25 protein-coding genes and 1 pseudogene are annotated in these 26,053 nt (G+C 74.0%); 14 read left to right on the top strand and 12 right to left on the bottom strand.

From position 1 onward, the window contains the following. The first annotated feature begins 38 nt into the window (after positions 1-38). On the top strand, positions 39-623 hold the full coding sequence (locus ACWEQL_RS06335) for a helix-turn-helix domain-containing protein (RefSeq protein ID WP_452149015.1): 585 nt from the start codon (positions 39-41) through the stop codon (positions 621-623). Between the two features lie 13 nt (positions 624-636). Here the strand turns inward: ACWEQL_RS06335 and ACWEQL_RS06340 are convergent, their stop codons facing one another. Continuing rightward, complete coding sequence (locus ACWEQL_RS06340; RefSeq protein ID WP_452149016.1) at positions 637-1,875, bottom strand: RNA-guided endonuclease InsQ/TnpB family protein; 1,239 nt, start codon at positions 1,873-1,875, stop codon at positions 637-639. A gap of 135 nt (positions 1,876-2,010) precedes the next feature. Here ACWEQL_RS06340 and tnpA point away from each other — a divergent pair, with 135 nt between their 5' ends. The 3 genes and pseudogenes from tnpA (at position 2,011) to ACWEQL_RS06355 (ending at position 3,603) form a co-directional block, all read left to right on the top strand. Beyond that, positions 2,011-2,304, top strand: coding sequence for an IS200/IS605 family transposase (gene tnpA / locus ACWEQL_RS06345; RefSeq protein WP_452149017.1), 294 nt, complete (start codon positions 2,011-2,013; stop codon positions 2,302-2,304). 154 nt (positions 2,305-2,458) lie between these two features. After that, a pseudogene (locus ACWEQL_RS06350) lies at positions 2,459-3,289 on the top strand (IS5 family transposase). Positions 3,290-3,321: 32 nt separating this feature from the next. Further along, a complete protein-coding gene (locus ACWEQL_RS06355; RefSeq protein ID WP_452149018.1) occupies positions 3,322-3,603 on the top strand; it encodes a hypothetical protein in 282 nt (93 codons plus the stop codon). A 78-nt stretch (positions 3,604-3,681) separates the two neighbouring features. Here the strand turns inward: ACWEQL_RS06355 and ACWEQL_RS06360 are convergent, their stop codons facing one another. Further along, positions 3,682-5,559, bottom strand: a complete 1,878-nt coding sequence (locus ACWEQL_RS06360; RefSeq protein ID WP_452149019.1) for a cholesterol oxidase substrate-binding domain-containing protein — start codon at positions 5,557-5,559, stop codon at positions 3,682-3,684. A gap of 436 nt (positions 5,560-5,995) precedes the next feature. Here ACWEQL_RS06360 and ACWEQL_RS06365 point away from each other — a divergent pair, with 436 nt between their 5' ends. Beyond that, positions 5,996-7,390: a class II fumarate hydratase gene (locus tag ACWEQL_RS06365; RefSeq protein WP_452149020.1), complete on the top strand. Its 1,395-nt coding sequence runs from the start codon at positions 5,996-5,998 to the stop codon at positions 7,388-7,390. Positions 7,391-7,511: 121 nt separating this feature from the next. On the opposite strand, the gene ACWEQL_RS06370 is transcribed toward ACWEQL_RS06365, so the two are convergent. From ACWEQL_RS06370 to ACWEQL_RS06380, 3 genes are all read right to left on the bottom strand, one after another. Next, positions 7,512-7,985, bottom strand: a complete 474-nt coding sequence (locus ACWEQL_RS06370) for an SPW repeat protein (RefSeq protein ID WP_452149021.1) — start codon at positions 7,983-7,985, stop codon at positions 7,512-7,514. 196 nt (positions 7,986-8,181) lie between these two features. Beyond that, positions 8,182-9,492 carry a M28 family metallopeptidase gene (locus ACWEQL_RS06375; RefSeq protein ID WP_452149058.1) on the bottom strand — a complete coding sequence of 437 codons (1,311 nt, stop codon included), beginning with the start codon at positions 9,490-9,492 and terminating at the stop codon, positions 8,182-8,184. A 253-nt stretch (positions 9,493-9,745) separates the two neighbouring features. After that, the gene (locus tag ACWEQL_RS06380; protein WP_452149022.1) at positions 9,746-10,513 is read right to left on the bottom strand and encodes a response regulator; all 768 of its coding nucleotides are present in this window, start codon (positions 10,511-10,513) and stop codon (positions 9,746-9,748) included. 138 nt (positions 10,514-10,651) lie between these two features. On the opposite strand from ACWEQL_RS06380, the gene ACWEQL_RS06385 reads away from it, so the two are divergent. After that, positions 10,652-12,793, top strand: a complete 2,142-nt coding sequence (locus tag ACWEQL_RS06385; RefSeq protein ID WP_452149059.1) for an ATP-binding protein — start codon at positions 10,652-10,654, stop codon at positions 12,791-12,793. A 172-nt stretch (positions 12,794-12,965) separates the two neighbouring features. Here ACWEQL_RS06385 and ACWEQL_RS06390 read toward each other — a convergent pair whose 3' ends face one another. From ACWEQL_RS06390 to ACWEQL_RS06415, 6 genes are all read right to left on the bottom strand, one after another. Continuing rightward, entirely contained in the window at positions 12,966-13,175 is a 210-nt protein-coding gene (locus ACWEQL_RS06390) for a hypothetical protein (RefSeq protein WP_452149023.1), read from the bottom strand. A gap of 141 nt (positions 13,176-13,316) precedes the next feature. Beyond that, positions 13,317-14,045: a cupin domain-containing protein gene (locus ACWEQL_RS06395; protein ID WP_452149024.1), complete on the bottom strand. Its 729-nt coding sequence runs from the start codon at positions 14,043-14,045 to the stop codon at positions 13,317-13,319. Positions 14,046-14,127: 82 nt separating this feature from the next. Then, the gene (locus tag ACWEQL_RS06400; protein ID WP_452149025.1) at positions 14,128-14,535 is read right to left on the bottom strand and encodes a hypothetical protein; all 408 of its coding nucleotides are present in this window, start codon (positions 14,533-14,535) and stop codon (positions 14,128-14,130) included. Further along, positions 14,532-14,870 carry a hypothetical protein gene (locus ACWEQL_RS06405; protein WP_452149026.1) on the bottom strand — a complete coding sequence of 113 codons (339 nt, stop codon included), beginning with the start codon at positions 14,868-14,870 and terminating at the stop codon, positions 14,532-14,534. Before ACWEQL_RS06405 ends, ACWEQL_RS06400 begins: the two co-directional genes overlap by 4 nt. Positions 14,871-15,158: 288 nt before the next feature. Further along, positions 15,159-15,554: a hypothetical protein gene (locus ACWEQL_RS06410; RefSeq protein ID WP_452149027.1), complete on the bottom strand. Its 396-nt coding sequence runs from the start codon at positions 15,552-15,554 to the stop codon at positions 15,159-15,161. After that, positions 15,551-16,261, bottom strand: a complete 711-nt coding sequence (locus tag ACWEQL_RS06415; RefSeq protein WP_452149028.1) for a cupin domain-containing protein — start codon at positions 16,259-16,261, stop codon at positions 15,551-15,553. The genes ACWEQL_RS06410 and ACWEQL_RS06415 overlap by 4 nt, the downstream gene beginning before the upstream one ends. A gap of 243 nt (positions 16,262-16,504) precedes the next feature. On the opposite strand from ACWEQL_RS06415, the gene ACWEQL_RS06420 reads away from it, so the two are divergent. From ACWEQL_RS06420 to ACWEQL_RS06455, 8 genes are all read left to right on the top strand, one after another. After that, positions 16,505-17,830: a phosphoribosyltransferase family protein gene (locus ACWEQL_RS06420; RefSeq protein WP_452149060.1), complete on the top strand. Its 1,326-nt coding sequence runs from the start codon at positions 16,505-16,507 to the stop codon at positions 17,828-17,830. A gap of 206 nt (positions 17,831-18,036) precedes the next feature. Continuing rightward, positions 18,037-19,251, top strand: coding sequence for a 4-hydroxyphenylpyruvate dioxygenase (gene hppD, locus ACWEQL_RS06425; protein ID WP_452149029.1), 1,215 nt, complete (start codon positions 18,037-18,039; stop codon positions 19,249-19,251). Between the two features lie 26 nt (positions 19,252-19,277). Beyond that, complete coding sequence (locus ACWEQL_RS06430) at positions 19,278-20,477, top strand: cupin domain-containing protein (RefSeq protein ID WP_452149030.1); 1,200 nt, start codon at positions 19,278-19,280, stop codon at positions 20,475-20,477. Next, positions 20,474-21,310: a hypothetical protein gene (locus ACWEQL_RS06435; protein WP_452149031.1), complete on the top strand. Its 837-nt coding sequence runs from the start codon at positions 20,474-20,476 to the stop codon at positions 21,308-21,310. Before ACWEQL_RS06430 ends, ACWEQL_RS06435 begins: the two co-directional genes overlap by 4 nt. After that, positions 21,307-22,527: a fumarylacetoacetase gene (gene fahA / locus ACWEQL_RS06440; RefSeq protein ID WP_452149032.1), complete on the top strand. Its 1,221-nt coding sequence runs from the start codon at positions 21,307-21,309 to the stop codon at positions 22,525-22,527. The genes ACWEQL_RS06435 and fahA overlap by 4 nt, the downstream gene beginning before the upstream one ends. A gap of 81 nt (positions 22,528-22,608) precedes the next feature. Beyond that, positions 22,609-23,655 (top strand): enoyl-CoA hydratase/isomerase family protein, encoded by a 1,047-nt coding sequence (locus ACWEQL_RS06445; protein ID WP_452149033.1) that lies wholly within the window; start codon positions 22,609-22,611, stop codon positions 23,653-23,655. A gap of 180 nt (positions 23,656-23,835) precedes the next feature. After that, positions 23,836-24,615, top strand: a complete 780-nt coding sequence (locus tag ACWEQL_RS06450) for an enoyl-CoA hydratase (protein ID WP_452149034.1) — start codon at positions 23,836-23,838, stop codon at positions 24,613-24,615. 72 nt (positions 24,616-24,687) lie between these two features. Continuing rightward, complete coding sequence (locus ACWEQL_RS06455; RefSeq protein ID WP_452149035.1) at positions 24,688-25,344, top strand: HdeD family acid-resistance protein; 657 nt, start codon at positions 24,688-24,690, stop codon at positions 25,342-25,344. A 51-nt stretch (positions 25,345-25,395) separates the two neighbouring features. Here ACWEQL_RS06455 and ACWEQL_RS06460 read toward each other — a convergent pair whose 3' ends face one another. Then, entirely contained in the window at positions 25,396-26,040 is a 645-nt protein-coding gene (locus ACWEQL_RS06460) for a DUF6461 domain-containing protein (RefSeq protein ID WP_452149036.1), read from the bottom strand. Positions 26,041-26,053: the final 13 nt, after the last annotated feature.

Below are 26,053 nucleotides of genomic sequence, written 5' to 3' on the forward strand. Positions count from 1 at the left end.
GAATGAACACAACGGCGATCGTTCGTCAAGGCGAACGCATGGACTTCTGGAGCGAACGGACCATGACGAGCAGCAGCCCCGGCCTGATCGACCTGATCGCGGCCTCGATCCGCCGCGAGCGCGAGCGCACCGGACTGTCGATGACCGAGCTCGCCAAGCGGGCGGGGATCGCCAAGTCGACGCTGTCGCAGCTGGAGTCGGGGGCCGGCAACCCCAGCGTGGAGACGCTGTGGGCGCTGAGCGTGGCACTCGACGTGCAGTTCAGCCGGCTGGTCGACCCGCCGCGGCCCCAGGTGCGGATCATCCGCTCCGGCGAGGGCCCGGTCACCCACTCGGAGCGCGCCGACTACGCGGCAACCCTGCTGGCCTCCTGCCCGCCGAACGCCCGCCGGGACGTCTACCGGATCGACGCCCAGCCGGACGGCACCCGGGCCTCGGACCCGCACCAGGCCGGCACGGTGGAGCACGTGGTGCTGAGCTCCGGCCGGGCGCTGGTCGGCCCGCCGGAGCAGCCGGTCGAGCTGGGCCCCGGCGACTACGTGAGCTACCCGGGCGACGCGCCGCACATCTTCCGCGCGCTCGCCCCGGACACCGCGGCGGTGCTGGTGATGGAGTACCTTTGACATCCTCCCCGGCTTAAGGGCCGGGGATTCCCGCCTGCTCCCACCGGAGGGGTGAGGGCTTCGGGTGGGTTCCTGCTTCGCCGCGCTGTGCGGGCACGGATGCCCGGCTTACCTGCGCTCCACAGGCCGACACCGCCAGTCCGGCGGCCTTGGCGACGTTGACCGCCGCGTTGACGTCCCGGTCGAGGACGCTCCCGCACGCCCCACACGTCCATGCCCGGACGTGCAGGGGCTTGGGGCCGTCCTTGACGCCGCACCGTGAGCACACCTGACTGGTGGGCTCGAAGCGGCCAATGCGCACCAGGGTGCGCCCGTACCGTGCGGCCTTGTACGCCAGCATGGCCACGAACCGGGACCAGCCGGCGTCGTGCACCGACTTGGCCATGCGCGTGCGCGCGAGTCCCTTCACCGCCAGGTCCTCGACGGCGACCGCTTGGTTGTCACGGATCAGCCGGGTGGAGACCTGGTGGTGGAACTCGCGCCGCGCATCCGCGACCCGGGCGTGAGCGCGGGCGACCTCGGTGCGGGCCTTGTCACGGTTCTTCGAGCCCCTGGCCTTGCGGGACAGGGCCCGCTGCGCCTTCCTGAGCTTCTTCTCGGCGCGGCGCAGGAACCGCGGGCTGTCGATCTTCGTGCCGTCGGAGAGGATCGCGAAGTGCGTCAGCCCCAGGTCGATGCCCACCGCCGTGTCGGTGTCGGGCATGCGGGCCAGGTCGGCGGCAGGGTCGGTCTCGATGACGAAGGAGGCGAAGTACCGGCCGGCGCAGTCCTTGACCACCGTCACCGTGGACGGCGCGGACGGCAGGGTGCGGGACCATGTCACCGTCAGGTCGCCGATCTTCGGCAGGCGCAGCTTTCCGCCGGGGGTGATCCGCCAGGCCGCGTTGGCGGTGAAGCGGATCGCCTGCCGGGTGTCCTTGCGGCTCTTGAACCGCGGCGCGCCCATATGGGGGCGTTTGCCCTTGAGGCCGTCGAAGAAGTTCCGGTAGGCGGTGTCCAGGTCCCGCAGGGACTGCTGGAGGACCACGGCCGACACCTCGCCGAGCCACGCCCGCTGCGGGGTCTTCTTCGCCTCCGTGATCAGCGCCTTCGACAGCTCGCCCGTCCCCGGGAACGGCAGCCCGGCCGCGCGGGCGTCCTCGCGGGCGCGCAGCGCGTCGTTGTACACCGTCCGCGCACACCCGAACGCCCGCGCCAGCGCCGCGCGCTGACCCGCCGTCGGGTAGACGCGGAAGGAGTACCTGAGCTGCACGAAGTCACTCTAACGCTCTGGCCGGTGACTGAGTGTCAGAATATTCGCGCCGTGCTTCGCCCTGCACGCCCCACGTGGTTTCGTGACCGGGTACCGGCACACGGTGTTCGCCGACCGACACCTACCCGACTCGAAGTGATCACGCGGAGCGTCCGTGCCGACTTCGAGGTCGAGCCGGCCGAGTTCGACGGCGAGAGCGACCACGTCCACCCGCTCGTGCACCTCCCGCCCCAGGTCGCCCCGTCCGAGCCGGTCAACAGCCTCAAGGGCGCCAACTCCCGCCGGACGCGCCAGGAGTTCCCCGACCCGGTCGAGCACCACCGGCGTGCGCAGCGCCTCCGGTCCGGCTCGTACGTCGCCGGCTCCGTCGGCGGCGCACCCCTGTCGGTGGTCCGCCGGTACATCGAGCAGCACAACCGCCCGGCCTGAACGCCCGCGGTGGACGCCGTCCACCGTGCGGGAGAGCGCCCACCGCTGGCGTCGGAGCAGGACTCGGAATCGCTTCACCACCGGGCTGAAGCCCGCTGCACTGCGATTAGGGCCGGTTGCGAAAGTGGATCAAGGTCGTAGATGATCACGGTCTGTGGGGCGTGGTGATCTGACGAACGGCCAGTGGGAGCGGCTGGAGCCGTTGCTGCCGGTGGGAAAGAAGCCGGGCCGCCCGCGGACGTGGACTCGCCGGCAGTTGATCGACGGCATACGGTGGCGTACTCGGACCGGGGCGCCCTGGCGTGACCTGCCTGAGCGGTACGGGCCGTGGGGCCGGGCTTACGACCTGTTCCGGCGGTGACAGCGTGACGGCACCTGGAAGCGCATCTTCGAACAGTTGCAGGCCGAGGCCGACGCAAGGCCTGATCACGTGGGACGTGAGCGTGGACTCCACTATCGCGCGCGCCCACCAGCATGCCGCTGGGGCGCGTAAAAGGGGATCTCCAGAAGGAGCCTCCCGGTGGCGTCGACACTGAGCCCGACGACCACGGACTCGGGCGCTCGCGCGGCGGGCTGACCACCAAGCTGCACCTGGCGGTCGAGCAGGGACAGAAGCCGCTGTCCCTGCTCGTCACCGCTGGCCAGCGGCACGACAGTGCCCAGGATCGGCCCCGGCCGCCCCCGCACGAAGCCGGACAGGGTCCGTGCGGACAGGGCGTACGGCTCCCGCGCGAACCGTTCCTACCTGCGCCGACGCGGCGTGAAGTGCACCATCCCCGGAGAAGACGGACCAGATCCGCAACCGCCGGAGGCTCGGCTCCCAGGCGGCCGCCCGCCCCAGTTCGACAAGGACGACTACAAGCAGCGGCACGCGGTCGAGTGCGGGATCAACCGGCTCAAGCGCCACCGCGCGGTCGCCACGAGGTACGACAAGCTCGCCGTCCGTTATCACGCGACGGTGCTGGTCGCCGCCGTAAACGAATGACTGTGAGGCGCCCTGAGTGCGACCATGCGGCAGTGAACGCAGATCTCCCCGACGGATGGACGATCGAGCGGGTCCGTTCCGTTTCCGGCGACGCCGAAGCGGATCTGCTCTCGCCTGAACGACTCGTCGTTGTCGAACAGCCCGGCTCCGCGGACTACGACGTCCTCCAGCCTGACATCATCCTGTCCTTCCATGGCCTGTGCCTCGCCCGAGCTGACGACGAGTGGTTCATGGGACAGCTCGCCGCCGACGGCTCACTCATCTGCTGGGCGTCCTACGGCCCCAACCTTGCCGAAGCCATCCGCGGGTTGTGAGCCACGCAGGCGACCTTGATCCACTTTCGCAACCGACCCTAGTCCTGGTAGCCCCGCCGACGGCCCGGGGGCGGCCGGTCAGGGCGTCAGCAGCCCGTCCAGGAAGGCGTTGCCGAAGACCCGGTACGGGTCGTGGCGGTCCAGGACGGCGACCGCCTCGTCCCAGCCCGGGCCGCCGCCCGCCCGGAGGCTGTCCGGGACCACCCGGCCCAGCACCTCGGGATCGGCCCAGGCCGCGGTGTCGGTGTAGGCCCAGCCCTTGGACCACTCGACGCGCAGACCGGCCCGGGTGCCGTCGAAGGTCCGCAGCAGGAACCGCTCGACGTCCCGGGCGAAGCGGTGCAGCCCGGGGGTACCGGGCAGCGAGAGGACGTCCAGCCAGACGGCGGTGTCCCAGTCGGGCCGGTCGGGGCGCGGTCGCACCGCGGACAGCAGCGGCGGACGGGCCCCGGGCACCTCGCACCAGGCGGGGTCGTCCAGGCCGGTGACCCGGATCTCCACCGCGCCGTTCACCGGGAACTCCCCGCGGGCCCGGTACTCCGCCAGCGCCGTGCGGTAGTACGCGGCGAACTCGCCCACCACCCACTGGAGGTCGGCGCGCCGGGCGAGCACCGCGTAGCCGTTGGCGGTGACCCGCAGGGTGGTGGGCCGCACGTACTGGAGCAGGGTGCGGGAGGGACCCCACAGGTCGGAGCGCAGGCCGCCGGCCAGCAGGTGGGTGAGCAGGTCGCCGGTGAGCAGGTCGCGCAGCAGGCCGTCCGAGAGCAGCACGTCGGTGAGGTCGCCGGTGAGCGCCACCTTGGCGATCAGGTACTGGAGTTGGCCGAAGAGCGGGGCCGATCCCCAGGCGCCGGCGACGAGTTGGCCGGCGAGCCGGGCGACCGGCTCCGGAACGTTGTCGGAGAAGGGGTAGTTGTAGGGCTCGTCGACCGCGCGGGAGGCGAGCGGGCGGCTCGGGGCGTGGCTCCAGGTCTTCAGCCACGGGTACTCGGTGTGGGCGAACCAGATCGCCTCGGCGCGCCCGTCGCGTTCGACGAACTCGGCGAAGGTGCGCGGCCCGCCGCCGCCCGTCAGACCGCCGAGCACGCCGCCCAGCAGGCCGCCCGACGGGCCCGGGGCGGTGCCCGGGCGGGCGAACAGCTCGGTGGCCGGGATGTCCAACCGGCTGACGCAGCGCAGCGGGCGGTCGGCGCCGGCGCGCAGCACCACCTCGGTGAGGAAGGCCCGGCCGAGGTGGACCAGGAAGGCCGCGCTGTCCGCCTCGGAGCGGTCGAAGGTACGCAGCCGGTACCGGCCGGTGGCGGGGTCGTGGACCACCGCGGTCAGCGAGGTGACCTGGTTGCTGAGCGAGCCGTAGCCGTGGCCCGCGGGGCGGCTCTCGCCGGCGGCCGGGACGGCGGTGCCGTGGCCGCCGATGGCGAGCACCCCGCCGACGGTGAGTTCGCCGGGCGCCGGGCAGGCGGTGACGCCGAGGCCGCGCCCGGCCAGGTGGGCGAGCAGCTCCTCCATGCCGGCGCCGGTCTGCACCCGGACGGTGTCCGGGGAGTCCGCGGTGATCGCGGTGAGGTGCCGGGTGGTGTCCAGCAGCAGCACCCGGGCGCTGCCGGGCGTGGCGTCGGCGACGGTGAGCGGCGCCCAGGTGTGCCGGTGGCCCTGGGCGCGCAGCCGCCAGCCGTTGGACCGCGCCCAGTCGGCGAGCAGGGGGACGTCCTCCGGGGTGCGCGGGGCGCAGGTCCAGAGCTGGTCGGCGCGGACCTCGCCGGACCAGTTCTCGTACACCCGGCGGTACGGCTCCAGGCCGGCCGGGAGTGCCGGCGGGGCCGGGACGCCGGCCCCGGCACCGTCCGGTCCGAGGGTGCCGCGCAGCAGCCAGACGGCGCCGCCGAGGGCCGCCGAGACGCCCAGTACCTCCCGCCGGGTGAGCCCCTCGCCCTGCCCGTGCCGCCCCGCCGCCATCGCCCGGTCCCTCCGTCCGTACCGCACCTTCCGTGCCGTGCCCTTCCGCACCCCGCCGGGTTCCCGGCCGGCCGCCGGCGTCCGTCCGCACCCCGGTGGCACCCCCGCCGGGTGCCACCGGGCCGTCCGCCGGCCCGCTCCGCCCGAGGCGTTCCGAGGGGAACGGCCCCGAGCCGCCCCCTTGATCGTTCCGCCTCGGTGCCGAGCGTACGGGCGGCGGCGGCCGGGCCCGTACGGGAAGGTCGCGACCTTCACTCTTTCGAGGGAAAACCATCCGGTTCGGCCGCGCGGTGGCACAGTGGTCGTGATCATCCCCGGGCACTCGTTCGAGTGACGATCGGAGGGCCGGAAATACCCGGACCCGCCGCGGGGCTGTGGTGATCGGAAGGTGATCGCGGGCGGCACCGGGCCGCCGCGACAGGGAGGTGGGCGCACGATGGCCGAGGAGCTGGAGTACCGGACCGAGCACGACTCGATGGGCGAGGTGCGGGTGCCGGCGGCGGCGAAGTGGCAGGCGCAGACGCAGCGCGCGGTGGAGAACTTCCCGGTCTCCGGCCAGCGGCTGGAGCGGGCCCACATCGCGGCGCTGGCCCGGATCAAGGCCGCCGCGGCCCGGGTGAACGCCCGGCTCGGGGTGCTGGACGAGGAGACCGCCGCGGCGGTCGCGGCCGCCGCCGAGGAGGTCGCGGAGGGCCGCTGGGACGCCGAGTTCCCGGTGGACGTGTTCCAGACCGGCTCCGGCACCTCCTCCAACATGAACGCCAACGAGGTGATCGCCACCCTGGCCGCGGAGCGCCTGGGCCGTCCGGTCCACCCCAACGACGAGGTCAACGCGAGCCAGTCGTCCAACGACGTGTTCCCGTCCTCGATCCACATCGCCGCCACCGCCGCGGTCACCCACGACCTGATCCCGGCGCTGGAGCACCTGGCGGAGGCGCTGGAGCGCAAGGCGGCCGAGTTCGCCGAGGTGGTGAAGTCGGGCCGCACGCACCTGATGGACGCGACGCCGGTCACCCTGGGCCAGGAGTTCGGCGGGTACGCCGCCCAGGTGCGGCACGGGCGGGAGCGGCTGCTGGCCACCCTCCCCCGGGTCGCCGAGCTGCCGCTGGGCGGCACGGCGGTCGGCACCGGCATCAACACCCCGCCGGGCTTCGCCGCCGCCGTGATCGAGGAGGTCTCCCGGGCCACCGGCCTGCCGCTGACCGAGGCCCGCGACCACTTCGAGGCGCAGGGCGCCCGGGACGGGCTGGTCGAGCTGAGCGGTCAGCTGCGCACGGTCGCGGTCGGCTTCACCAAGATCGCCAACGATCTGCGCTGGATGGGCTCCGGCCCGCGCACCGGCCTGGCGGAGATCAACCTGCCCGACCTCCAGCCCGGTTCGTCCATCATGCCGGGCAAGGTCAACCCGGTGCTGCCCGAGGTGGTGCTGATGGTCGCCGCCCAGGTGATCGGCAACGACGCCACGGTCACGGTGGCCGGCGCCAGCGGCAACTTCGAGCTGAACGTGATGCTCCCGGTGATCGCCCGCAATGTGCTGGAGTCGGTACGGCTGCTCGCCAACGGCGCCCGGCTGCTCGCCGACCGCGCCGTGGACGGCATCACCGCCAACGCCGAGCGGGCCCGCGAGTACGCCGAGTCCTCACCCTCGGTGGTGACCCCGCTCAACCGCTACATCGGCTACGAGGAGGCGGCCAAGGTGGCCAAGCAGGCGCTGGCCGAGCGCAGGACCATCCGTCAGGTGGTGCTGGAGCGCGGCTACCTGGAGCAGGGGAAGCTCACCGTCGAGCAGCTGGACGAGGCACTGGACGTGCTGCGGATGACCCGGCCGTAGGGCCTGCCCGGACGTGCCGTGGCCGGGGTGCGGAGCTCCCTCCGTCACCCCGGCCGAGGGCCTTTTCCGAAAGAAAGGCCCGAGGGGTCAGGGCCCCGTCGCGACGGGCCCTCGTCCCGGGTCAGCCGCCCGCTGCCCGGCTGCGCCGGCCGAGGCGCATCGCCGCTCCGTTCGCCGTCATGGTGGCCATCGAGATCGCCGCGAGGCCGAGCAGACACATCACGGCACCCGTGATCAGGCAGGTGACGATGTTCTTGCCGCGGTCGACCTCACCCGAGATGACCCAGGGGGAGACGATCGTCCACACACCGAGAAGGGTCGCGGCCCAGGCCCGTGCGTGTGTGCGCTCGTAGGCGGACCCGTACCCGGCCATCAGGACGGCGTACGCGATGCCGACGATGAGGCAGGTGACGGTCAGCGTGTTGAAGGCGGTGAATCCGACGATCCACGGGGATGCCGCCAGGAAGAGACCGCACAGCGTGGCCAGGGCCTCGACGGCCTGGGCACGCGGGGTCGTGGTGACCCGCTCGTAGTGTTCGCGTAGTTCGACGATGTCCGGGTGGTGCTCCATGCCCATCGGAATCTGGGTAGACACCGATACCACCTCCTAGGTTCGGAACATGGAAGGCGCTTGCCCAGTACCCATTCTGGCCCTCTTCTAACGTTTTGCATCCTTTTGACCGTTACAGCCGGTGCGGCCCGTTCCAGCAGGCGAGCGGCTGTGCAACGAGTTGCACAGCCGCTCGGGGTCACCCGGGGTGACCGGCGCCCGCGGGCGCCGGCCGGGGTGGTCAGAAGGTGAGCTTCCAGCTGTTCACGTAGCCGGTGTCCTGCGCGGCCACGTCCTGCACCCGCAGCTTCCAGGTGCCGTTGGCGACCTCGGAGGAGGCGTTGACCGTGTAGCTGGCGATCACGTTGTCGGCGGAGTCGTTGGAGCTGGAGTTCTTCAGCCGGTACGTGCTGCCGTCCGGCGCCACCAGGTCGACGACCAGGTCGCCGCGCCAGGTGTGCCTGATGTCCACGTCCACCTTCAGGGCGGCCGGGGCGTTGCCGGTCCGGCCGGTGACGGCGACCGGGGACTCGACGGCCGTGCCCGCGTCCGGGATCTGGTAGTCGGCGGTGTTCTCGAAGACCGTCCCGCCGGGCGGCTGGGTGGTGCCGTCGCCGGCCAGGGTCCAGATGCCGTGCGCAATCGCGTCGCTCATCCGGTCCAGCGCGGTGTCGTTGATGTTGGCGGTGGTGTCGCAGGAGGAGTGGTAGCAGCGGTCGAAGGCCTGGCCCGCCGTCCCGCCCCACTTGCTCGCCTGGGCACTCGTCTTGGTGTAGTCGGCGCCGCTGAACAGGCCGCCGACCGCGATGCCCACGTTCTTGAAGGGCGCGTGGTCCGAACGGCCGTCGCCCTCGGTCTCCGGCTCGGTGGCCACGCCGAGTCCGGCGAAGTAGTCCTTGAACAGCGAGTCCAGCCGGGAGTCGTCGTCGTAGACGAAGTAGCCGGGGTTGGGCGAGCCGATCATGTCGAAGTTGAGGTACGCCTCGATCTTCGAACGGTCCGCCGCCGTCAGCTTGTTGACGTAGTTCTTGGAGCCGATCATCCCGTACTCCTCGGCGCCCCACCAGCCGAAGCGGATGTGCTTGGTGGGCTTGAGGCCGGCGCGGGATATCGCGAGGGCGGTCTCCAGGATCCCGGCGGAGCCGGACCCGTTGTCGTTGATGCCGGGGCCTCCGGTGACCGAGTCCAGGTGGGAGCCGGCCATGATGACGTGGTCCGGGTCGCCGCCCGGCCAGTCGGCTATCAGGTTGTAGCCGGTGGCGCCGTTGTAACTGAAGGTCTGCAGCGTGGTGGTGTAGCCCGCCGCGTCCAACTTGCCCTTCACATAGTCGATCGAGGCCTTGAAGCCGGCCCGGCCGTGGGCGCGGTTGCCGCCGTTGGCGGTGGCTATCGACTGCAACTGGGCGAGGTGCGCCTTGACGTTGGCCACCGGTATGTCCGGTGCGGCGACGACGGCGGCCGGGGCCGACCGCCCGTCGGCCGGAACGGGCCCGGCGAGGGCGGCGGGTGCGGACAGGACGGTGGCGAGGGTGACGACCGCCACGGTCGACAGGCTGGTTCGGCGCAGGCGGGATCGCCGCGGGGCGCGCTCGTTCAATGGAGGCTCCAGATTCTGGTGGGGCAGAACGGAACGTGCGCCAAGGGGGTTCGCGGGGTGGAGGGGGGTCGGGTCCGCGAAGTTGACGCGACCATGATGATTGGGCCAAGTCCCGGTTCCGTCAAGGGCTTCCGGGCGGACGCGACACCCACCGCGTCCGACAGTGCCTCAATTCACCTCCTGCGGGGCCGGTTCCGACCCAAGGGGCTCAGCCGTCCCCCAGTCCCATGTCCCGCGCCCGGGCCACCGCCTCGGCACGGGTCGCCACGTGCAGCTTCTCGAAGATGTGCGTGACGTGGTTGCGGACGGTCTTCTCGGCGACCACCAACTCCCGTGCGATCCGCCGGTTGTCCAGCCCTCGGGCGACCAGGTCCAGCACCTCCGCCTCCCGGGCCGTCAGCTCCGGGAACAGCTGCCCCGCCTCCCGCAGCCTGGCCCCCGCCAGCAGCGCGGTGATCCGCCCCGCCACGTCCGAGCCGAACACCGCGCCGCCCGCCGCGACCGTCCGCACCGCGTGCAGCACCTCCTCGCGCCCGGCGCCCTTCACCAGGTAGCCGCGCGCCCCCGCCTGGAGGGCGGCCAGCAGGCTGCCGTCGTCGTCGGACATGGTCAGCATCAGCACCGGGGGGCTCCCTCCGGGGCCCGCCGCGCCCTCCCCGGAGCCGCCACCCCCGCCACCCTCGCCACCGCCACCCTCGCCACCACCGGCACCGGCACCGGCACCGGCACCACCGGTCTCGGCGAGCCGGCGGGCGGCCTCCAGCCCGGAGCCGTCCGGCAGCGAGAGGTCCATCACCACCACGTCCGGCCGGCACCGCCCGACCGCCGCCGGCACCTCGGCGACCCGCTCCGCCTCGCCCACCACCTCGATGTCCTCGGCGCTCTCCAGGGCGGCCCTCAGCCCCTCCCGGAACAGCGGGTGGTCATCGACGATCAGTACACGGACGGGCGAGTCGCCCCGCTGCTCTTCATCCACCCGGCCGACACTACCAGCGAGGATTCCGTGACTATCCGTGACATGCTCGGACGGCCGGGCGATTGTCCCGCGACCGGGGGCAGGGCGCCGCGCCCCCGGCTCACCAGCGCGCGTTGCGAGGGCAGTGCCTTGAACACCGTGACCTCCCCCCGGCCCAGGGGCCCCGCCCGCCGGGCCCTGTTCGGCGGCCTGCGCCGGACACCGCGACGCCCCCCGCGGCGGACCCCCGCCCAGCGGCATCTGCTGGGCGCCGCCGCGTGCACCGCGCTCTGCGTGGTGGTCAGCACCCTGTGGGCCTGCTACGTCCTGGCCCACCTGGGGGAACCGGGCATCCGCTGGCCCCGCGACCAGCTGGCCAACCTCGCGATCGTGCTGCCCACCGCCGCCGCCGGGATGCTGCTCCACGCCCACCGGCCCGGCAGCCCGCTCGGCTGGGTGATGCTCACCTACGCGACCGCCACCCTGCTGCCGCTGGCCGCCGCCGCCCCCGTCTGGAACGAGCTCGCCGACCCCGGCCTGGTGGGCACGGTCGCGGTGGTCCGGGTGCTGGGCAACACCGTGGCCGACACGGTCTTCTACACGCTGCTGCTCTGGCTGCCCGCCGGACGGCTCACCGACCGGCGCTGGTGGGCGTACGTCGCCGCCGTCGGCCTGTGGACGCTGACCTGGGACCTCGCCTTCCTGGCCCGCCCCCGGGCGTACGGGCACCCCGACCCGCTGGCCGGTACGGCGGTGGCGCGGTTCGCCGGCGACCTCACCACCCGGCTGGACGAGGCCTGGCTGCCCGTCCACCTCACCCTGATCACCGTCGCCTGCGCCGTCCTGCTGAGCCGGCTGCTGCGTTCCGCCCCCGGCCACCGGCTGCCCGTCGCCGGCATGCTCGCCGCCTACCTGCTGTACGCGGGCGCCGAACGCTTCTACGCCTACCGCTTCGCCGACGCCTACTGGCCCGCCTACGGGCTGCTCACCGCGGCCGGCTGCCTCTGGTCGGTGGCGGTGGCGTACCTGGTGATCAAGGACGGCGGCTGGCGCCTCGACCGGGCCGCCCGCCAGGTGCTGATCGCGCTGCTGCTCGGCACCGGGATCACCGCGCTGTTCGTGGTGCTGGCCGCGCTGCTCTCCGCCTGGCTGGTGCCCGGCCGGGGCGCGGCCGCGCTGCTGCTGATCGCCCTGGTCCTCGCCGTCGGGGCCGGACTGCCCAAGGCCACCGGCCGGGTCGCCGCCGCCGTCGACCGGCTGTACTACGGCGAACGCGCCCAGCCCTACCAGGTGCTGAGCACCCTGGCCGGCCGGATCCGGCAGGTCGTCGACCCCGAACGGCTCCCGCTCACGCTCTGCGCCACCATCGCCGAGGAGCTGCGGCTGCCCGGCGTCGCCCTGAGCGCCACCACCCGCTCCGGCACCCGCCCGCTCGCCTCCGTCGGCCGCCTCGACCGGCCCGGCCGGGACTTCCCGCTGGTCCACCACGGCGCCACGGTCGGCCTGCTGACCGTCACCCCGCGGGCCGGCGAGGAACGGCTGGACACCGGCGACCTCGCCATCCTGCGCACCCTCGCCGACCAGGCCTCCCCCGCCGTCGCCTCGCTGGCGCTCCAGGAGGACCTGCGGGCCGGCCGGGAACGGATCGTCGCCGCCCGCGAGGAGGAGCGGCGCCGGCTGCGCCGGGACATCCACGACGGCCTCGGCCCGGCGCTGGCCGGACTCCGGCTGCGGGTCGACAGCGCGGCGGGCGGGGCCGTCGGCGCGCCCCCGCCCGCGCTCGGGGAGCTGCTGCAGGGCGTCTCCGCCGACCTCGGGCTGGCGATCACCGAGGTCCGCCGGATCACCGACCGGCTCGGCCCGGCCCCGCTCGGCGAGTTCGGCCTGGCCCGGGCGATCCGCCAGCTGGCCGCCGGCTTCACCGGCACCGAACTGGCCGTCAGCGCCGAACTGGAACCGGACCCGCTGCCCGAACTTCCCCCCGCCGTCGAGGTCGCCGCCTACCGGATCGCCGCCGAGGCGCTCAACAACGTGCTGCGCCACGCCCGGGCCCGGCACGCCCGGGTCAGCCTGCGGGTGGACGGGACGGCGCTGACCCTGCTCGTCGAGGACGACGGGGTGGGGCTGGCGCCCGAACCGTCCGCCGAGGGCACCGGGGTGGGCCTGCGGTCGATGGCGGAGCGGGCCGCCGAGGTCGGCGGCCACTGCGCGGTCGGCGCCCCGCCCCGCGGCGGCGGCACCCGCGTCCGCGCGGTGCTGCCCCGGCACCCGGTCGTCCGGGACCGGGCCGCCCGGGGCTGAGGTGCCCGGGGCCCGGCGCACGGGTCCGGGCGTACGGGGCTGAGCCGTACCGGTGGACGCCCGCCCGCCCCCGGTCCTGTGCGGGACCGGGGGCGGGCTTCAGGGGTGGCCGGGTGGAGTGGCCCGGTGGGGCCGGGGGTCGGTGGGGCCGGGGGTCGGTGGGGCCGGCGGATCAGCTCGGGCAGTCGGGCTCGCCGACCCGGCAGATCGGGCCACTGCCGGGGTCGCCCGGGCCGGCCTTGCCGGTCGGGCCGCCGCCGGGCGCCGCCGCCTTGGCGGAGCCGCCGCCGGCGCGGCCGCTGCGCAGGGCGGCCGCCGCGGTGACGGCGCCGACCAGGAGGGAGGCCGCCGCGAGCGTCTTGGTCACGGTCCTGGCTGTCATGGGGTGCTTCCTCGCTCTGCCGGTGCGGCCGGACGGTCCGGCCGCCTCGCTTCCTCCACCATGCGCCCGGTGACCGCCCGGGCGCATGGGGTAGTGGTCCCGGATTTCCCGGCGGTGGCCGGCCCGCCGGGAGATCCGGGCTCAGGCCGCGGCCGCCGTCCCCGGCTCCAGGAACTGGTGCCCGGCCTGGGCCGGGCTGGCCGCGCCCAGGTAGCCGTACAGCGCGACGGTGGCCGTGCCGGGCCGGGGGCGGTGGCCGTGCCACTCCCCCGCCGGGACGAACACCAGGTCGCCCCGGTGCAGCGGGACCTCGCCGGTCTCGGTCAGGTGGTGGCCGCCGCCCTCGACGACCAGGAAGAACTGGTCGGCGCGCGGGTGCCGGTGCAGCCCGTACCCGCCCTCGGGGGCGAAGACCGCGGCCGCCACGGTGACCCGGCGGGCGCCCACGGTCCGCTCGGTGGCCAGCCAGCGCACCAGAGGCCCGGGCGGGCCGTCGGAGGCGTTGGGCCGGTTGGCGGGACGGTCCAGGGGGACCGGCTCCCGCAGGTGGGGGGCCGCGCGGGCGACCGGGCGCGGCCGGACGGTCAGCACGGCGGCGGGCACGCCGGACAGCGCGGTGAGGCCGCAGGAGCTGCCCGGCGGGTGGTAGAGCCCGGTGCCGGGGCCGAGGATCCGGCCGGCGGCGCGGATCCGGCCGGAGAGCACCACGGTCACCGACTCGGCGCGGTGGGAGGGGTGCTGCTCCACCCGGATCCCGGGCGGCAGGGTCTCCACCGTCAGCGCGCCGTGGGCGGCGGGCAGGTGGGACGGGTCGATCAGCCGGCGGAAGACCGGGGCGGTGCCCGGTACCGCGGCGGGTACGAGGATCACGGAGTGCCTTCCCGGCCCCCGGTCGGGGGCCGTTGGTCGTGGCGGGTGCGGGGCGGCGGGCCGGTGCGCCCGCGGGCCGGCCTCACGGCCGGGTCCTTCCGGGGGCCGCGCGGTGGGCGGCGGTACGGCGGGCGGGGACCCGCCGGCGGGCGGCGAGGGTCAGGCGGAGCACCTCGGCGCCCAGCGGGCCGGCCTGGAGGCGCAGCGAGTGCCCGCGCCGGGTCAGCACCAGGTCGCCCTCGGCGGCCAGGTGCTCGGGCCGGTCGGCCACCTCGCCGACCAGCAGCGGTCCGCGCAGCACGTACCAGACGGTCTCGGTGTCGGTGCGGCCGGCGAAGGAGTGCCGGGCGCCGGGGCCGAGCCGCAGGTGGTCGAAGGACTCGCAGGCGCTGGCGAGCATCTCCCGCCGGGCGAGGCCGCGGACGCGGACCTTGCTGCCGTCCGGGCCGAGGATGACGGTGGCCGAGCCGAAGTCGGTGGTGACGATCATGACGGCTGTTCTCCTTCCGGGCTTGCCGCCGCCGGGACGACGAGGACGGCGTGGAAGCACTCCAGGCCCGCCTCCCCGGCGGTCAGGACGGTACGGGTGCCGAGCGGCAGGGTCAGCGCGGTGCCCTCGACCAGCGGCACGTCGCCGTCGGGGGCCTGTGCGGAGCCCTCGCCGGCGGTCACGTAGAGCGCGTGCTCGGCGTCGTCGGCGACGAACTCGACGCTGTCGCCCGGGTCGATCCGCTGGAGGCCGACGCCGCGCAGCGGGCCGGTGAGCAGTCGGCGGGGGTCGACCGCGCCGCGTCGGCGGAGGTCGGTGATGACGGTGCCGGTCATGGGTGGGATTCCTTCGTTCCGCGGCTCCGGTCCCCCGGGCCGCCCTTCGATCTCCACCGTCCGGCGCCCGGCGTCCCGGCCGCACGGGGACGAGGTCCCGTTCCGCTCCCGCCGCCGCCCGAGGGCCCGGCCGGGCGGCGGCGGACCCGGGTCCCGGACGCTCCCGGGGCCGTCCCGTACGGGTCCCGTCGGCGTCCCGCCGGCCTCCCGTACGGGTCGCCGCGGCCCGGGCGGGCAGCCGGAGGGGCCGCCGCACCGGGGTGGTGCGGCGGCCCCTGGGACGGCGGTTCAGCGGGGTGCCGGCAGGTCGGGCCGCCGGCCCGGGAGCGGCTCGGCGGCGGTCGCGGGCAGCACGGTGAGGCAGAGCAGCTCCGCGCCCAGCGGGCCGCCGTGCAGGTGGACCTCCTGGGCGCGCGGGGCGAGCAGCAGGTCGCCGTGGTCGAGGATGCGCTGCGGGTGGTCCGGGCAGTCGATCAGGACGACCGGGCCGCGCAGCACGTACCAGGCGGCCTCGGCGCCCTCGCGTCCGCCGAGGTCGTAGCAGGCGCCGGGGCTGAGCCGGACGTGCTCCACGGACTCGCAGGCGCTGTGCAGCATGGCCCGGCGGGCCAGGCAGCGGGTGCGCACCCGCTGGGTGCCCGGTCCGAGCAGGACCTGCGGGTGGTCGGTGTCGGCGACGATCATCGGTCGGCGCTCCCTTCGGTGGTCGCCCCGGCGGCCGGGACGGCCAGGACGGCGTGCACGTACTCGAGTCCGTCGGGCCCGGCGGTCAGGGTGACCGAGGTGCCGAGCGGCAGGGTGAGCGCGGTGCCGGGCCGCACCGGGACCCGGACGTCGCCGGTGGCGGCCCGGCCTCCGCCGGCGGCGACGAACAGGGTGTGCTCGACCCCGTCGGCGGTGTGCTCGGCGCGTTCGCCGGCCCCGAGGCGTGCCACCCGCAGCAGGCGCAGCGGCCCGCCGAGGGCGACCGAGGGGTCGAGCGGGCCGATCCGGCGGAGGTTGGTGATGACGACGCCGTCGAACAGCGGCGGGTGCCGGGCGGGTATCTCGATCATGAGTCGTTCCAGGGGTCGGTCTCCGAGGTTGCGCAGGCCGTAGCGGGTGCCGACGGTGATCAGCACGGCGTCTGCGGCCCGGACGGGGTGGGTGCGGCCGTCGAGGGTCAGCTCCCCGTGGCCGGAGAGCAGGACGTGCACCGCCTCGGTGCGGGTGTGCAGGTGTTCGTGGCCGGCCGCGCCCGGGGGCAGGCCGGCCCATTCGACGGCCTCCCAGCCGCCGGACAGTCCGGTGCGGCGGGCCAGGCAGACCCACCGGGCGACCGGGTCGGGGCCGGCCGTGCCGTACACCAGGGCCGGTGACCTGGTGTCGGCGACCACGACGGCGCTACGCATGGACGTCTCCTCCGGGAGGGTGTGATCCGGCCGTCGCCCGGGGCTCCGGGACGGGCCGGTTCCGGGTCTCCACGCTGCTCCGCCCGCCGTCCCGGGCGCACGGGCAGCGGGCCCCGTCCACGCCCCACGCCCGCCCGGCCCGGACGCCGACCCGGGCGCCGACCCGTCCCGGCCCCGGCTCCTCCCCCGGCTCCTCCCGGCTCCCCTCCGGCGGACGTACCGTGGAACTCGGAGGCCGTGAACATGCACGTCACCGGCACGCACTTCACCGACCGCACCGACGCCGGCCGCCGGCTGGCCCCGCTCCTGGACCACCTGCGGGGCGCCGACCCGGTGGTGGTGGCGCTGCCGCGCGGCGGTCTGCCGGTGGCGGCCGAGGTCGCCGCGGCGCTCGGCGCGCCGCTGGACATCTGCGTGATCCGCAAGCTGGGCGTGCCGTACCAGCCGGAGCTGGGCATGGGGGCGATCGGCGAGGACGGCGTGCGGGTGCTCAACGAGCAGGTGATCCGGATGGGCGGGGTGCGTCCGGAGCAGCTGGCCGAGGTGGAGCGGCGCGAGCGGGCCGAGCTGGCCCGGCGGGCCCGCCGCTACCGGGGCGACCGGCCGCCGGTGGAGGTGCGCGGGCGGACCGTGGTGGTGGTCGACGACGGCATCGCGACCGGCTCCACCGCCCGGGCGGCCTGTCTGATCGTCCGGGCCAGGGGCGCGGCCCGGGTGGTGCTGGCCGTGCCGGTGGCGCCCCGGGACTGGACCGAGCGGCTGACCGGGGTGGCCGACGAGCTGGTCTGCGTGGGCACCCCGTCGCCGTTCTTCGCGATCGGCGAGTTCTACGCGGACTTCTCGCAGACCTCCGACGAGGAGGTGCTGCGCTGCCTGGCCGAGGCGAGGGCCGCCGCACCGCGCCCCGCCGCCGCCGTGCCGGCCGACCGGGAGCTGACGGTGGACGCGGGCGGCGTACGGCTGGCGGGCAGGCTGACGGTGCCGGCCGGGGCGCGCGGCGCGGTGGTGTTCGCGCACGGCAGCGGCAGCGGCCGGCACAGCCCGCGCAACCGGGCCGTGGCCGCCTTCCTCAACCGGGCGGGCCTGGGGACGCTGCTGTTCGACCTGCTGACCGAGGACGAGGAGCCGGACCGCCGCAACGTGTTCGACGTGGAGCTGCTCGGCGGCCGGCTGACCGACGTGACCGCCCGGCTGGCGGAGCTCCCGGAGACGGCGGGCCTGCCGCTGGGCCTGTTCGGGGCCAGTACGGGCGCGGCGGCGGCCCTGTGGGCGGCGGCCCGGCTGGGGGACGGCGTGGGCGCGGTGGTCTCGCGCGGCGGGCGGCCGGACCTGGCGGGTCCGGCGCTGGCCGCGGTGACGGCGCCGACCCTGCTGATCGTCGGCGCCCGCGACGGGACGGTGGTCGAGCTGAACCGGCGGGCGCGGGAGCGGCTGCGCTGCGACAGTGAACTGGTGCTCGTGCCGCACGCCGGCCACCTGTTCGAGGAGCCCGGCACCCTGGACCGGGTCTGTGAGCTGGCCCGGGACTGGTTCCTGGTCAGACTGCCGGCCGCCGCGGCACGGCGCTGAAGCGACCTCCGGAAAACCCCGCCCGAGCAGGACAATGTGCGCAGCCCGCCCTCGGATTTCCTGATCACCTTGTACACATTGAACAGTGAAAATCCGACCTGTTGCCCAACCACCTGGACTGGAGCAAGCTCAGCGCTCAACCGCACCGCCCACCCCCGCAGTGCGACGGACCCCCAAGCGGATGCCTCAACGTGGAGGAACAACCGATGACCCCGCAGCCCCATGCCCTTGAGCTGACCCCCGAGGAGCGCGAGGCAGGTCTCGACGCCGAGCAGCTGCGCCGACTCGTCGGCCTCGTCGAGCACGACCCCGCTTCGGACCCGTTCCCGGTCACGGCCCAGGACGCCGTGGTGTTCGTGGTCGGGAACGCCACCCAGACGGCCCAGTTCTACCAGGTCGTCTTCGGCATGGAGCTGGTCGCCTACTCCGGCCCGGAGACCGGCCGCCGCGACCGCAAGGCCTACGTGCTGCGCTCCGGCTCCTGCCGCTTCGTGATCAAGGGCGGCGTCTCGCCGGACAGCCCCCTGCTGGACCACCACCGCCGCCACGGCGACGGCGTCGTCGACCTGGCCCTGGAGGTCCCGGACGTCGACAAGTGCATCGCGCACGCCCGCGCCACCGGCGCCATCGTGCTGGAGGAGCCGAACGACGTCTCCGACGAGAACGGCACCGTGCGCCGCGCCGCCATCGCCACCTACGGCGAGACCCGGCACACCCTGATCGACCGCTCCCGCTACCACGGCCCCTACCTGCCGGGCTTCGTCGCCGCCGAGAGCAAGGTGGTCCGTCCCGAGGGCGCGCCGAAGCGGCTGTTCCAGGCGCTCGACCACGCGGTCGGCAACGTCGAGCTCGGCAAGATGGACGAGTGGGTCTCGTTCTACAACCGGGTCATGGGCTTCGTGAACATGGCCGAGTTCGTCGGCGACGACATCGCCACCGACTACTCCGCGCTGATGTCCAAGGTCGTCGCCAGCGGCAACCACCGGGTGAAGTTCCCGCTGAACGAGCCGGCGATCGCCAAGAAGCGCTCGCAGATCGACGAGTACCTGGAGTTCTACACCGGCCCCGGCTGCCAGCACATGGCGCTGGCCACCAACGACATCCTCACCACCGTGGACGTGCTGCGCTCGCGCGGCGTGGAGTTCCTGAACACCCCGGACTCGTACTACGACGACCCGTCGCTGCGCGAGCGCATCGGCAAGGTGCGGGTGCCGATCGAGGAGCTCAAGAAGCGCGGCATCCTGGTCGACCGGGACGAGGACGGCTACCTGCTGCAGATCTTCACCAAGCCGATCGGCGACCGCCCGACCGTCTTCTACGAGTTCATCGAGCGGCACGGTTCGCTGGGCTTCGGGAAGGGCAACTTCAAGGCGCTCTTCCAGGCGATCGAGCGCGAGCAGGAGCGTCGCGGCAACCTCTGAGCCGCGGAAAGGTTGGGAGCAGGGACATGGCGTACTACCGGCAGCTGGGCAGCATCCCGCCCAAGCGGCACACGCAGCACCGCACGCCCGAGGGCGGGCTGTACTACGAGGAGTTGATGGGTGAGGAGGGGTTCTCCTCGGACTCCTCGCTGCTCTACCACCGGGGCATCCCGTCGGCCGTGGTCAACGCGGTGCCCTGGGAGCTGCCGGACCAGTCGCTGGTGCCGAACCACCCCCTGCTCCCGCGGCACCTCAAGCTGCACGAACTGTTCGCGGGCCAGGAGTGGAAGTCCGCGGACGTCGTCTCCGGCCGCCGGCTGGTCCTCGGCAACGGCGACGTACGGATCTCGTACGTCGTCGCCGGGGCCCCGAGCGAGCTGTACCGCAACGGGCTCGGCGACGAGTGCGTCTACGTCGAGTCGGGCACCGGCACGGTGGAGACGGTCTTCGGCGCGCTGGAGGTCGGCCAGGGCGACTACGTGATCATCCCCCGGGCCACCACCCACCGCTGGGTGCCGACCGGTGACGAGCCGCTGCGCGCCTACTGCATCGAGGCGAACAGCCACATCACCCCGGTCAAGCGCTTCCTGTCCAAGTGGGGCCAGCTGCTGGAGCACGCCCCGTACTGCGAGCGCGACCTACGCGGCCCCGAGGGGCCGCTGCTGGTGGACGGCGAGGACGTCGACGTCCTGGTCAAGCACCGCGGCCCGAACGGGATCGCCGGCACCCGCTACACCGTGCCGCACCACCCCTTCGACGTGGTCGGCTGGGACGGCTGCCTCTACCCGTACGTCTTCAACATCGCCGACTACGAGCCGATCACCGGCCGGATCCACCAGCCGCCGCCGGCCCACCAGGTCTTCGAGGGCAACGGCTTCGTGATCTGCAACTTCGTGCCCCGCAAGGTGGACTACCACCCGCTGGCCATCCCGGTGCCGTACTACCACTCCAACGTGGACAGCGACGAGGTCATGTTCTACTGCGGCGGCGACTACGCGGCCCGCAAGGGCTCCGGCATCGGCCAGGGCTCGATCTCGCTGCACCCCGGCGGCCACACCCACGGCCCGCAGCCGGGCGCGTACGAGCGCAGCATCGGCGCGGAGTTCTTCGACGAGCTCGCGGTCATGGTGGACACCTTCCGCCCGCTGGACCTCGGCGAGGGCGGCCGGGCCTCCGAGGACCCGAACTACGCCTGGACCTGGGCGGGTCGGGGGCCGGCGCAGTGAGCCTCCCGGCCCTGTACCGCGGCCTCTTCGACGACGCCGCGGTCTTCCCGCCCGGCAACCTGCCGGTCGCCGAGGCGGCCCCGGCGCACATCCGGCACCGCAGCGCCTGGTACGCCGACGCGGTCGGCCCGTTCCTCTGCGGGGCGGGCCGGCTGGCCGAACTGGCCGCCGTACCCGGCGCGGCCGGCCTGCGGGTCGGGCTCGTGCTGCCGGGGGGCAGCGCCGAGCTCGGCCCGGCCCTCGCCGACGCGGCGTCCTTCGAGGTCGCCGGCGTCGAACTCGCCACCACCGACGCCCGCGAGGCCGTCGCCGCCCTCGACCTGCTGCTGCCGCCGCACGTGCCGGCCGCCGTGGAGGTGCCGCGCGAGCGGCTGCGCGGCGACGGGCTGGACGAGGTGCTGGACGTGCTCGTCGACAGCCCCTACCGGGCCAAGTTCCGCACCGGCGGCACGGTCGCCGGCGCGTTCCCCGGCGAGGAGGAGCTGGCGCGCTTCCTCACCGGCTGCGCGCAGCGCGGACTGCCGTACAAGTGCACGGCCGGGCTGCACAACGCCCTGCGGCACACCGACCCGGTGACCGGCTTCGAGCACCACGGCTTCCTGAACGTGCTGCTGGCCGCGCAGGAGACCGACCCCGCCACCGCCGCCGAGGTCCTCGCCGAGCGCTCCGGCGAGGTGCTGGCCAAGGCCGTCCTGGCGCTGACCGACCATCAGGTGACGGTGATCCGCAACTCGTTCACCGCGTTCGGCACCTGTAGCATCGCCGAACCCCTGGACGACCTGGCCGCCCTCGGCCTGCTGTCGTCCGACCCGACGCCCCAGGAGGACCGTTGACCACCCCCCGCAGCTGGCTCGCCCCCGCGAACGACTCGCCGTTCGGCGCGCACAACCTGCCGTACGGCGTCTTCACGGCCGGCGACCGGCCGGGGCAGCGGCGGATCGGCGTGCGGATCGGGGACTTCGTGCTGGACGCCGGGGCCGCCGCCCGCGCCACCGGCGCGCCCTCCGTGCTGCTGGACGCGGACACCCTCAACCCGCTCATGGGCGCCGGCCGCGCGGTGTGGACCGAGGTCCGCGCCTCGCTCACCCGCTGGCTGACCGACGAGTCGTACCGGGACGCCCTCGCGCCGCTGCTGCTGCCGCTCGACGAGGTCGAGCTGCACCTGCCGTTCGAGGTCGCCGACTACGTCGACTTCTACGCCTCCGAGCACCACGCCACCAACCTGGGACGGCTGTTCCGCCCGGGCACGGAGCCGCTCACCCCCAACTGGAAGCACCTGCCGATCGGCTACCACGGCCGCTCCGGCACCGTCGTGGTCTCCGGCACCCCGGTCGTGCGCCCCAACGGGCAGCGCAAGGCGCCCGCCGACGCCGTGCCGTCCTTCGGCGCGTCCCGCCGGCTGGACATCGAGGCCGAGGTCGGCTTCGTCGTCGGCGCCCCGTCCGTGCTCGGCACCCCGGTCACCATGGCGGACTTCCGCGAGCACGTGTTCGGCGTCTGCCTGGTCAACGACTGGTCGGCGCGCGACATCCAGGCCTGGGAGTACGTGCCGCTGGGCCCGTTCCTCGGCAAGTCCTTCACCACCTCGGTCTCCCCGTGGATCGTCCCGCTGGACGCCCTGGAGCACGCCCGGGTCGCCCCGCCGGCCCGCGACTTCGAGCTGCTGCCCTACCTGGACGACCGCGACGGCGAGCCCTGGGGCCTGGACCTCGCCATGGAGGTCCACCTCAACGGCCACCGGATCTCCCGGCCGCCGTTCGCCACCATGTACTGGACGGCCGCCCAGCAGCTCGCCCACATGACGGTCAACGGCGCCTCGCTGCGCACCGGCGACCTGTTCGCCTCCGGCACCGTCAGCGGCCCCGAGCCGGACACCCGGGGCGCCCTGATCGAGCTCACCTGGAACGGCGAGGAGCCGGTCAAGCTCCCCGACGGCACCACCCGCACCTTCCTGGAGGACGGCGACGAGGTCACCGTCACCGCCACCGCCCCGGGCCCGGACGGCACGGTGATCGGCTTCGGCGAGGTGACCGGCCGGATCGCGCCGTAGGGGCGTGTCGTAGGGGCTGACGGCTCCGTGATCTAGGGTCGGTAGGCGTCAGAGCTGATCGACTGAAGGGGAGCGGGCCCGATGAGCACAGAGGTGGACGTACAGGTCTTCGTGGACGGCCGGGTCGGGCGCATCGTGCTCGACCGGCCGAAGGCCCTCAACTCGCTGACCCACGGCATGATCACCGCCGTGCGGGAGGCGCTGGACGGCTGGGCCGCGGACGACGCGGTCACCGCCGTGGTGCTGACCGGGGCCGGCGAGCGCGGGCTCTGCGCCGGCGCCGACATCCGGCTGTTCCACCGGGACGCCCAAGCCGGCGGGGCCGGATCCCGGGCGTTCTTCCGGGACGAGTACCGGCTGAACGCGCTCATCGCCCGCTACCCCAAGCCGTACGTCGCGGTGATGGACGGCATCACCATGGGCGGCGGGGTCGGCCTCTCCGCCCACGGCGGCGTGCGGATCGTCACCGAGCGGTCGGTGGTCGCGATGCCGGAGACCCGGATCGGCCTGGTCCCGGACGTCGGCGGCACCCGGCTGCTCGCCCGCGCCCCCGGCGAGCTGGGCACCCACCTCGGCCTGACCGCCGGTTCGATGGGCCCCGGCGACGCGCTGCTGTGCGGCTTCGCCGACCACTTCGTGCCGTCCGCCGCCCTGCCGGAGCTGCTGGCCGCGCTCGCGGCCGGCGACGCGCCGGTCGAGGACGTGGTCGCCCGCTACGCCGGAGCGGCCCCGGCCGCCGCGCTGGCCGGGCGGCGCGGGTGGATCGACGACTGCTACGCCGCGGACACCGTCGAGGAGATCGTCGACCGGCTGCTCGCCTCGGGTGTCCCGGAGGCCAAGGAGAGCGCCGAGGAGATCCTGGACAAGTCCCCCACCATGCTGAAGGTGACGCTGGCCGCCCTGCGCGACGCCCGCTCGCACACCTCGCTGGAGCAGAGCCTGGAGCGGGAGTACCGGGTCTCCTGCGCGGCGCTCGGCCACCCGGACCTGGTCGAGGGCATCCGGGCGCAGGTGGTCGACAAGGACCGCGACCCGCACTGGCGGCCCGCCGTCCTGGCCGGGGTGGACGCCGCCGCGGTGGCCGGATTCCTCGCCGCGCCGGCCTCGGGCGACCTCACCTTCGAGTGAGCCGGGGCGGAACGGGGAAGCGCTCACCCGGGTGGCCCGCGGGAACCGGGTCACCTGACGGAGAACGGGTGACCTGGGGGAACGCGTGACCACCGTCTCGCCTGTCGAGACTGGCGCGCGGGGTACCCCGTCGGCGATCGTATCCACCGTCAGTCGAGCAGCGAAGGGGAGTCAACGGCGATGACCGAGACCTACGAGACCATCCTGGTGGAGCGCAAGGGCCGGGTCGGGCTGATCACGCTCAACCGTCCCAAGGCGCTCAACGCGCTGAACAACCAGCTGATGAACGAGGTGGTCGCCGCCGCGACCGCGTTCGACCGGGACCCGGAGATCGGCTGTCTGGTGATCACCGGCTCGGAGAAGGCGTTCGCCGCCGGGGCCGACATCAAGGAGATGCAGGGCAACGAGTTCCCCGGCGTCTACCTGGACGACTGGCTCGGCCCCTGGGACCGCCTGGGTGAGCTGCGCAAGCCGGTGATCGCCGCGGTCGCCGGGTTCGCCCTGGGCGGCGGCTGCGAGCTGGCCATGCTCTGCGACGTCCTGCTGGCGGCGGACACCGCCAAGTTCGGCCAGCCGGAGATCAAGCTGGGCGTGATCCCGGGCATCGGCGGCTCGCAGCGGCTCACCCGCGCGATCGGCAAGGCCAAGGCCATGGAGCTGTGCCTGACCGGCCGGATGATGGGCGCCGAGGAGGCCGAGCGGGCCGGTCTGGTCTCCCGGATCGTCCCGGCGGACCAGCTGCTCGCCGAGGCGCTGGCCACCGCGGAGACGATCGCCGCGATGTCCACCCCGGCCGCGATCATGATGAAGGAGAGCGTCAACCGCGCCTTCGAGACCACCCTCTCGGAGGGCGTGCGCTTCGAGCGCCGGATGTTCCACGCGCTGTTCGCCACCGCCGACCAGAAGGAGGGCATGGCGGCCTTCGCCGAGAAGCGCCCGCCGTCCTTCAACCACCGCTGACGGGACCGCCCCGCCCTCCGGGCAGACCCGTTCGGGCTAACCGGCGGGCGGGGTGCGGCGGACCGGCCGAGCATGGGAGCCAGCGTTCCCGTGCCGTCCGTCCGTCAGGAGTCCGCCGTGGTCACCCCGATCTCCTCACCCGCCGGTCCGCCGGCCGACCCGGACCTCCCCGGACCGCTCGGACTGCTCGCCAGGACCGCCTGGCAGGTGCTGCTGGCGGCCGGCCTGGTCTCGCTCACGCTCGGGGTGATCGTCTTCGCCTGGCCGGAGCAGACGCTGCGGGTGGTCGGCGTGCTGTTCGGCCTCTACCTGCTGATCATCGGCATCGTGCAGCTGGTGGCCGCGTTCGGCACCCACACCACCACCGCGCTACGGGTGCTGGCCTTCATCAGCGGCATCATCTGCATCCTGCTGGGTCTGCTCTGCTTCCGCAGCGCGGCCCAGTCGCTGCTGCTGCTGGCGATCTGGATCGGCATCGGCTGGCTGTTCCGGGGCATCACCCAGCTCGTCGCCGCGGCCTCCGACTCCGCCATGCCGGCCCGGGGCTGGCAGATCTTCGCGGGTCTGGCCAACAGCGTGGCCGGCATCCTGCTGATGGTCTGGCCGGTGGGCTCGATCACCGCCCTGACCGTCCTGGCCGGGATCTGGCTGCTGGTACTGGGCGTGATCGAGATCGTCACCGCCTTCCTGGTCCGCCGCCGGGCGAAGGAGATCCCGCAGGGCGTCTGACCCCGCAGGACGTCCGATCCGGGGGGCCGCTGCCCGTCGGCGTGGTGGTCGTCAGGGCCGCGGCGCGTAGCCGAGCCGGAAGTCCGCCGCGCCGAGGCGCTCCTCGGTCAGCCGGACGTCCGTGAGCCGCTCGGCGAGCGCGAAGGCCGCCTCGGTGTGCAGGTTCTTCGTCGTGCCCTCCTCCCGCAGGTCGAAGCCGCAGTGCTCCAGAAGCTCCGGGATGCCGGGCGCCTCGGCGTCCTCGCCGTCCCGCTGGGCCGGGAACAGCGGCTCGAAGTGCAGCCGGTTGCGCCCGTGCTCCCACCAGTGGAAGGAGTCCACGGCGTTGCAGTTGCGGTAGTGGGAGACCATCCGGGTGCCCTCGGCGAGCCGGGGCAGCAGCTCCCAGATGGTGCCGAGGTATCCGTTGACCTCGACCGCGACCGCCCAGCCGTCGAGCTCGGTGACGGCCACGAGCAGCGGGTCGTCACCGACCTCGACCGGGACGTCGGCGTCCTCGCCGTCCTCGAAGAGGTCGTGCGCCGCCACCACCGCGGCCAGGCCGGTGACCCGCCGCCCCGGCACGGCGGCGAACCGGCGCAGCAGGTCCTCGGGGGTGATCCCCTCGACCATGGTCACGCAGTGCGCCTCACTGAGGAAGTCGTAGCCCGCGGTGAACCAGGTGAAGTCATCGGCGTGTGCGACGTGTACGGTCATGCCGCCCATGCTG

It is taken from the genome of Kitasatospora sp. NPDC004240, from assembly GCF_053603215.1.

Excerpts from the sequence above, each read along its gene's own strand:
- ACWEQL_RS06335 (WP_452149015.1), top strand. The coding sequence starts at position 39 with ATGGACTTCTGGAGCGAACGGACCATGACGAGCAGCAGCCCCGGCCTG.
- ACWEQL_RS06360 (WP_452149019.1), bottom strand. The coding sequence starts at position 5,559 with ATGGCGGCGGGGCGGCACGGGCAGGGCGAGGGGCTCACCCGGCGGGAG.
- ACWEQL_RS06420 (WP_452149060.1), top strand. The coding sequence starts at position 16,505 with ATGCACGTCACCGGCACGCACTTCACCGACCGCACCGACGCCGGCCGC.
- ACWEQL_RS06450 (WP_452149034.1), top strand. The coding sequence starts at position 23,836 with ATGACCGAGACCTACGAGACCATCCTGGTGGAGCGCAAGGGCCGGGTC.
- ACWEQL_RS06445 (WP_452149033.1), top strand. The coding sequence starts at position 22,609 with ATGAGCACAGAGGTGGACGTACAGGTCTTCGTGGACGGCCGGGTCGGG.
- ACWEQL_RS06460 (WP_452149036.1), bottom strand. The coding sequence starts at position 26,040 with ATGACCGTACACGTCGCACACGCCGATGACTTCACCTGGTTCACCGCG.
- ACWEQL_RS06455 (WP_452149035.1), top strand. The coding sequence starts at position 24,688 with ATGGGAGCCAGCGTTCCCGTGCCGTCCGTCCGTCAGGAGTCCGCCGTG.
- ACWEQL_RS06410 (WP_452149027.1), bottom strand. The coding sequence starts at position 15,554 with ATGATCGTCGCCGACACCGACCACCCGCAGGTCCTGCTCGGACCGGGC.
- ACWEQL_RS06365 (WP_452149020.1), top strand. The coding sequence starts at position 5,996 with ATGGCCGAGGAGCTGGAGTACCGGACCGAGCACGACTCGATGGGCGAG.
- hppD (WP_452149029.1), top strand. The coding sequence starts at position 18,037 with ATGACCCCGCAGCCCCATGCCCTTGAGCTGACCCCCGAGGAGCGCGAG.
- ACWEQL_RS06400 (WP_452149025.1), bottom strand. The coding sequence starts at position 14,535 with ATGATCGTCACCACCGACTTCGGCTCGGCCACCGTCATCCTCGGCCCG.
- ACWEQL_RS06430 (WP_452149030.1), top strand. The coding sequence starts at position 19,278 with ATGGCGTACTACCGGCAGCTGGGCAGCATCCCGCCCAAGCGGCACACG.
- ACWEQL_RS06415 (WP_452149028.1), bottom strand. The coding sequence starts at position 16,261 with ATGCGTAGCGCCGTCGTGGTCGCCGACACCAGGTCACCGGCCCTGGTG.
- ACWEQL_RS06405 (WP_452149026.1), bottom strand. The coding sequence starts at position 14,870 with ATGACCGGCACCGTCATCACCGACCTCCGCCGACGCGGCGCGGTCGAC.
- ACWEQL_RS06390 (WP_452149023.1), bottom strand. The coding sequence starts at position 13,175 with ATGACAGCCAGGACCGTGACCAAGACGCTCGCGGCGGCCTCCCTCCTG.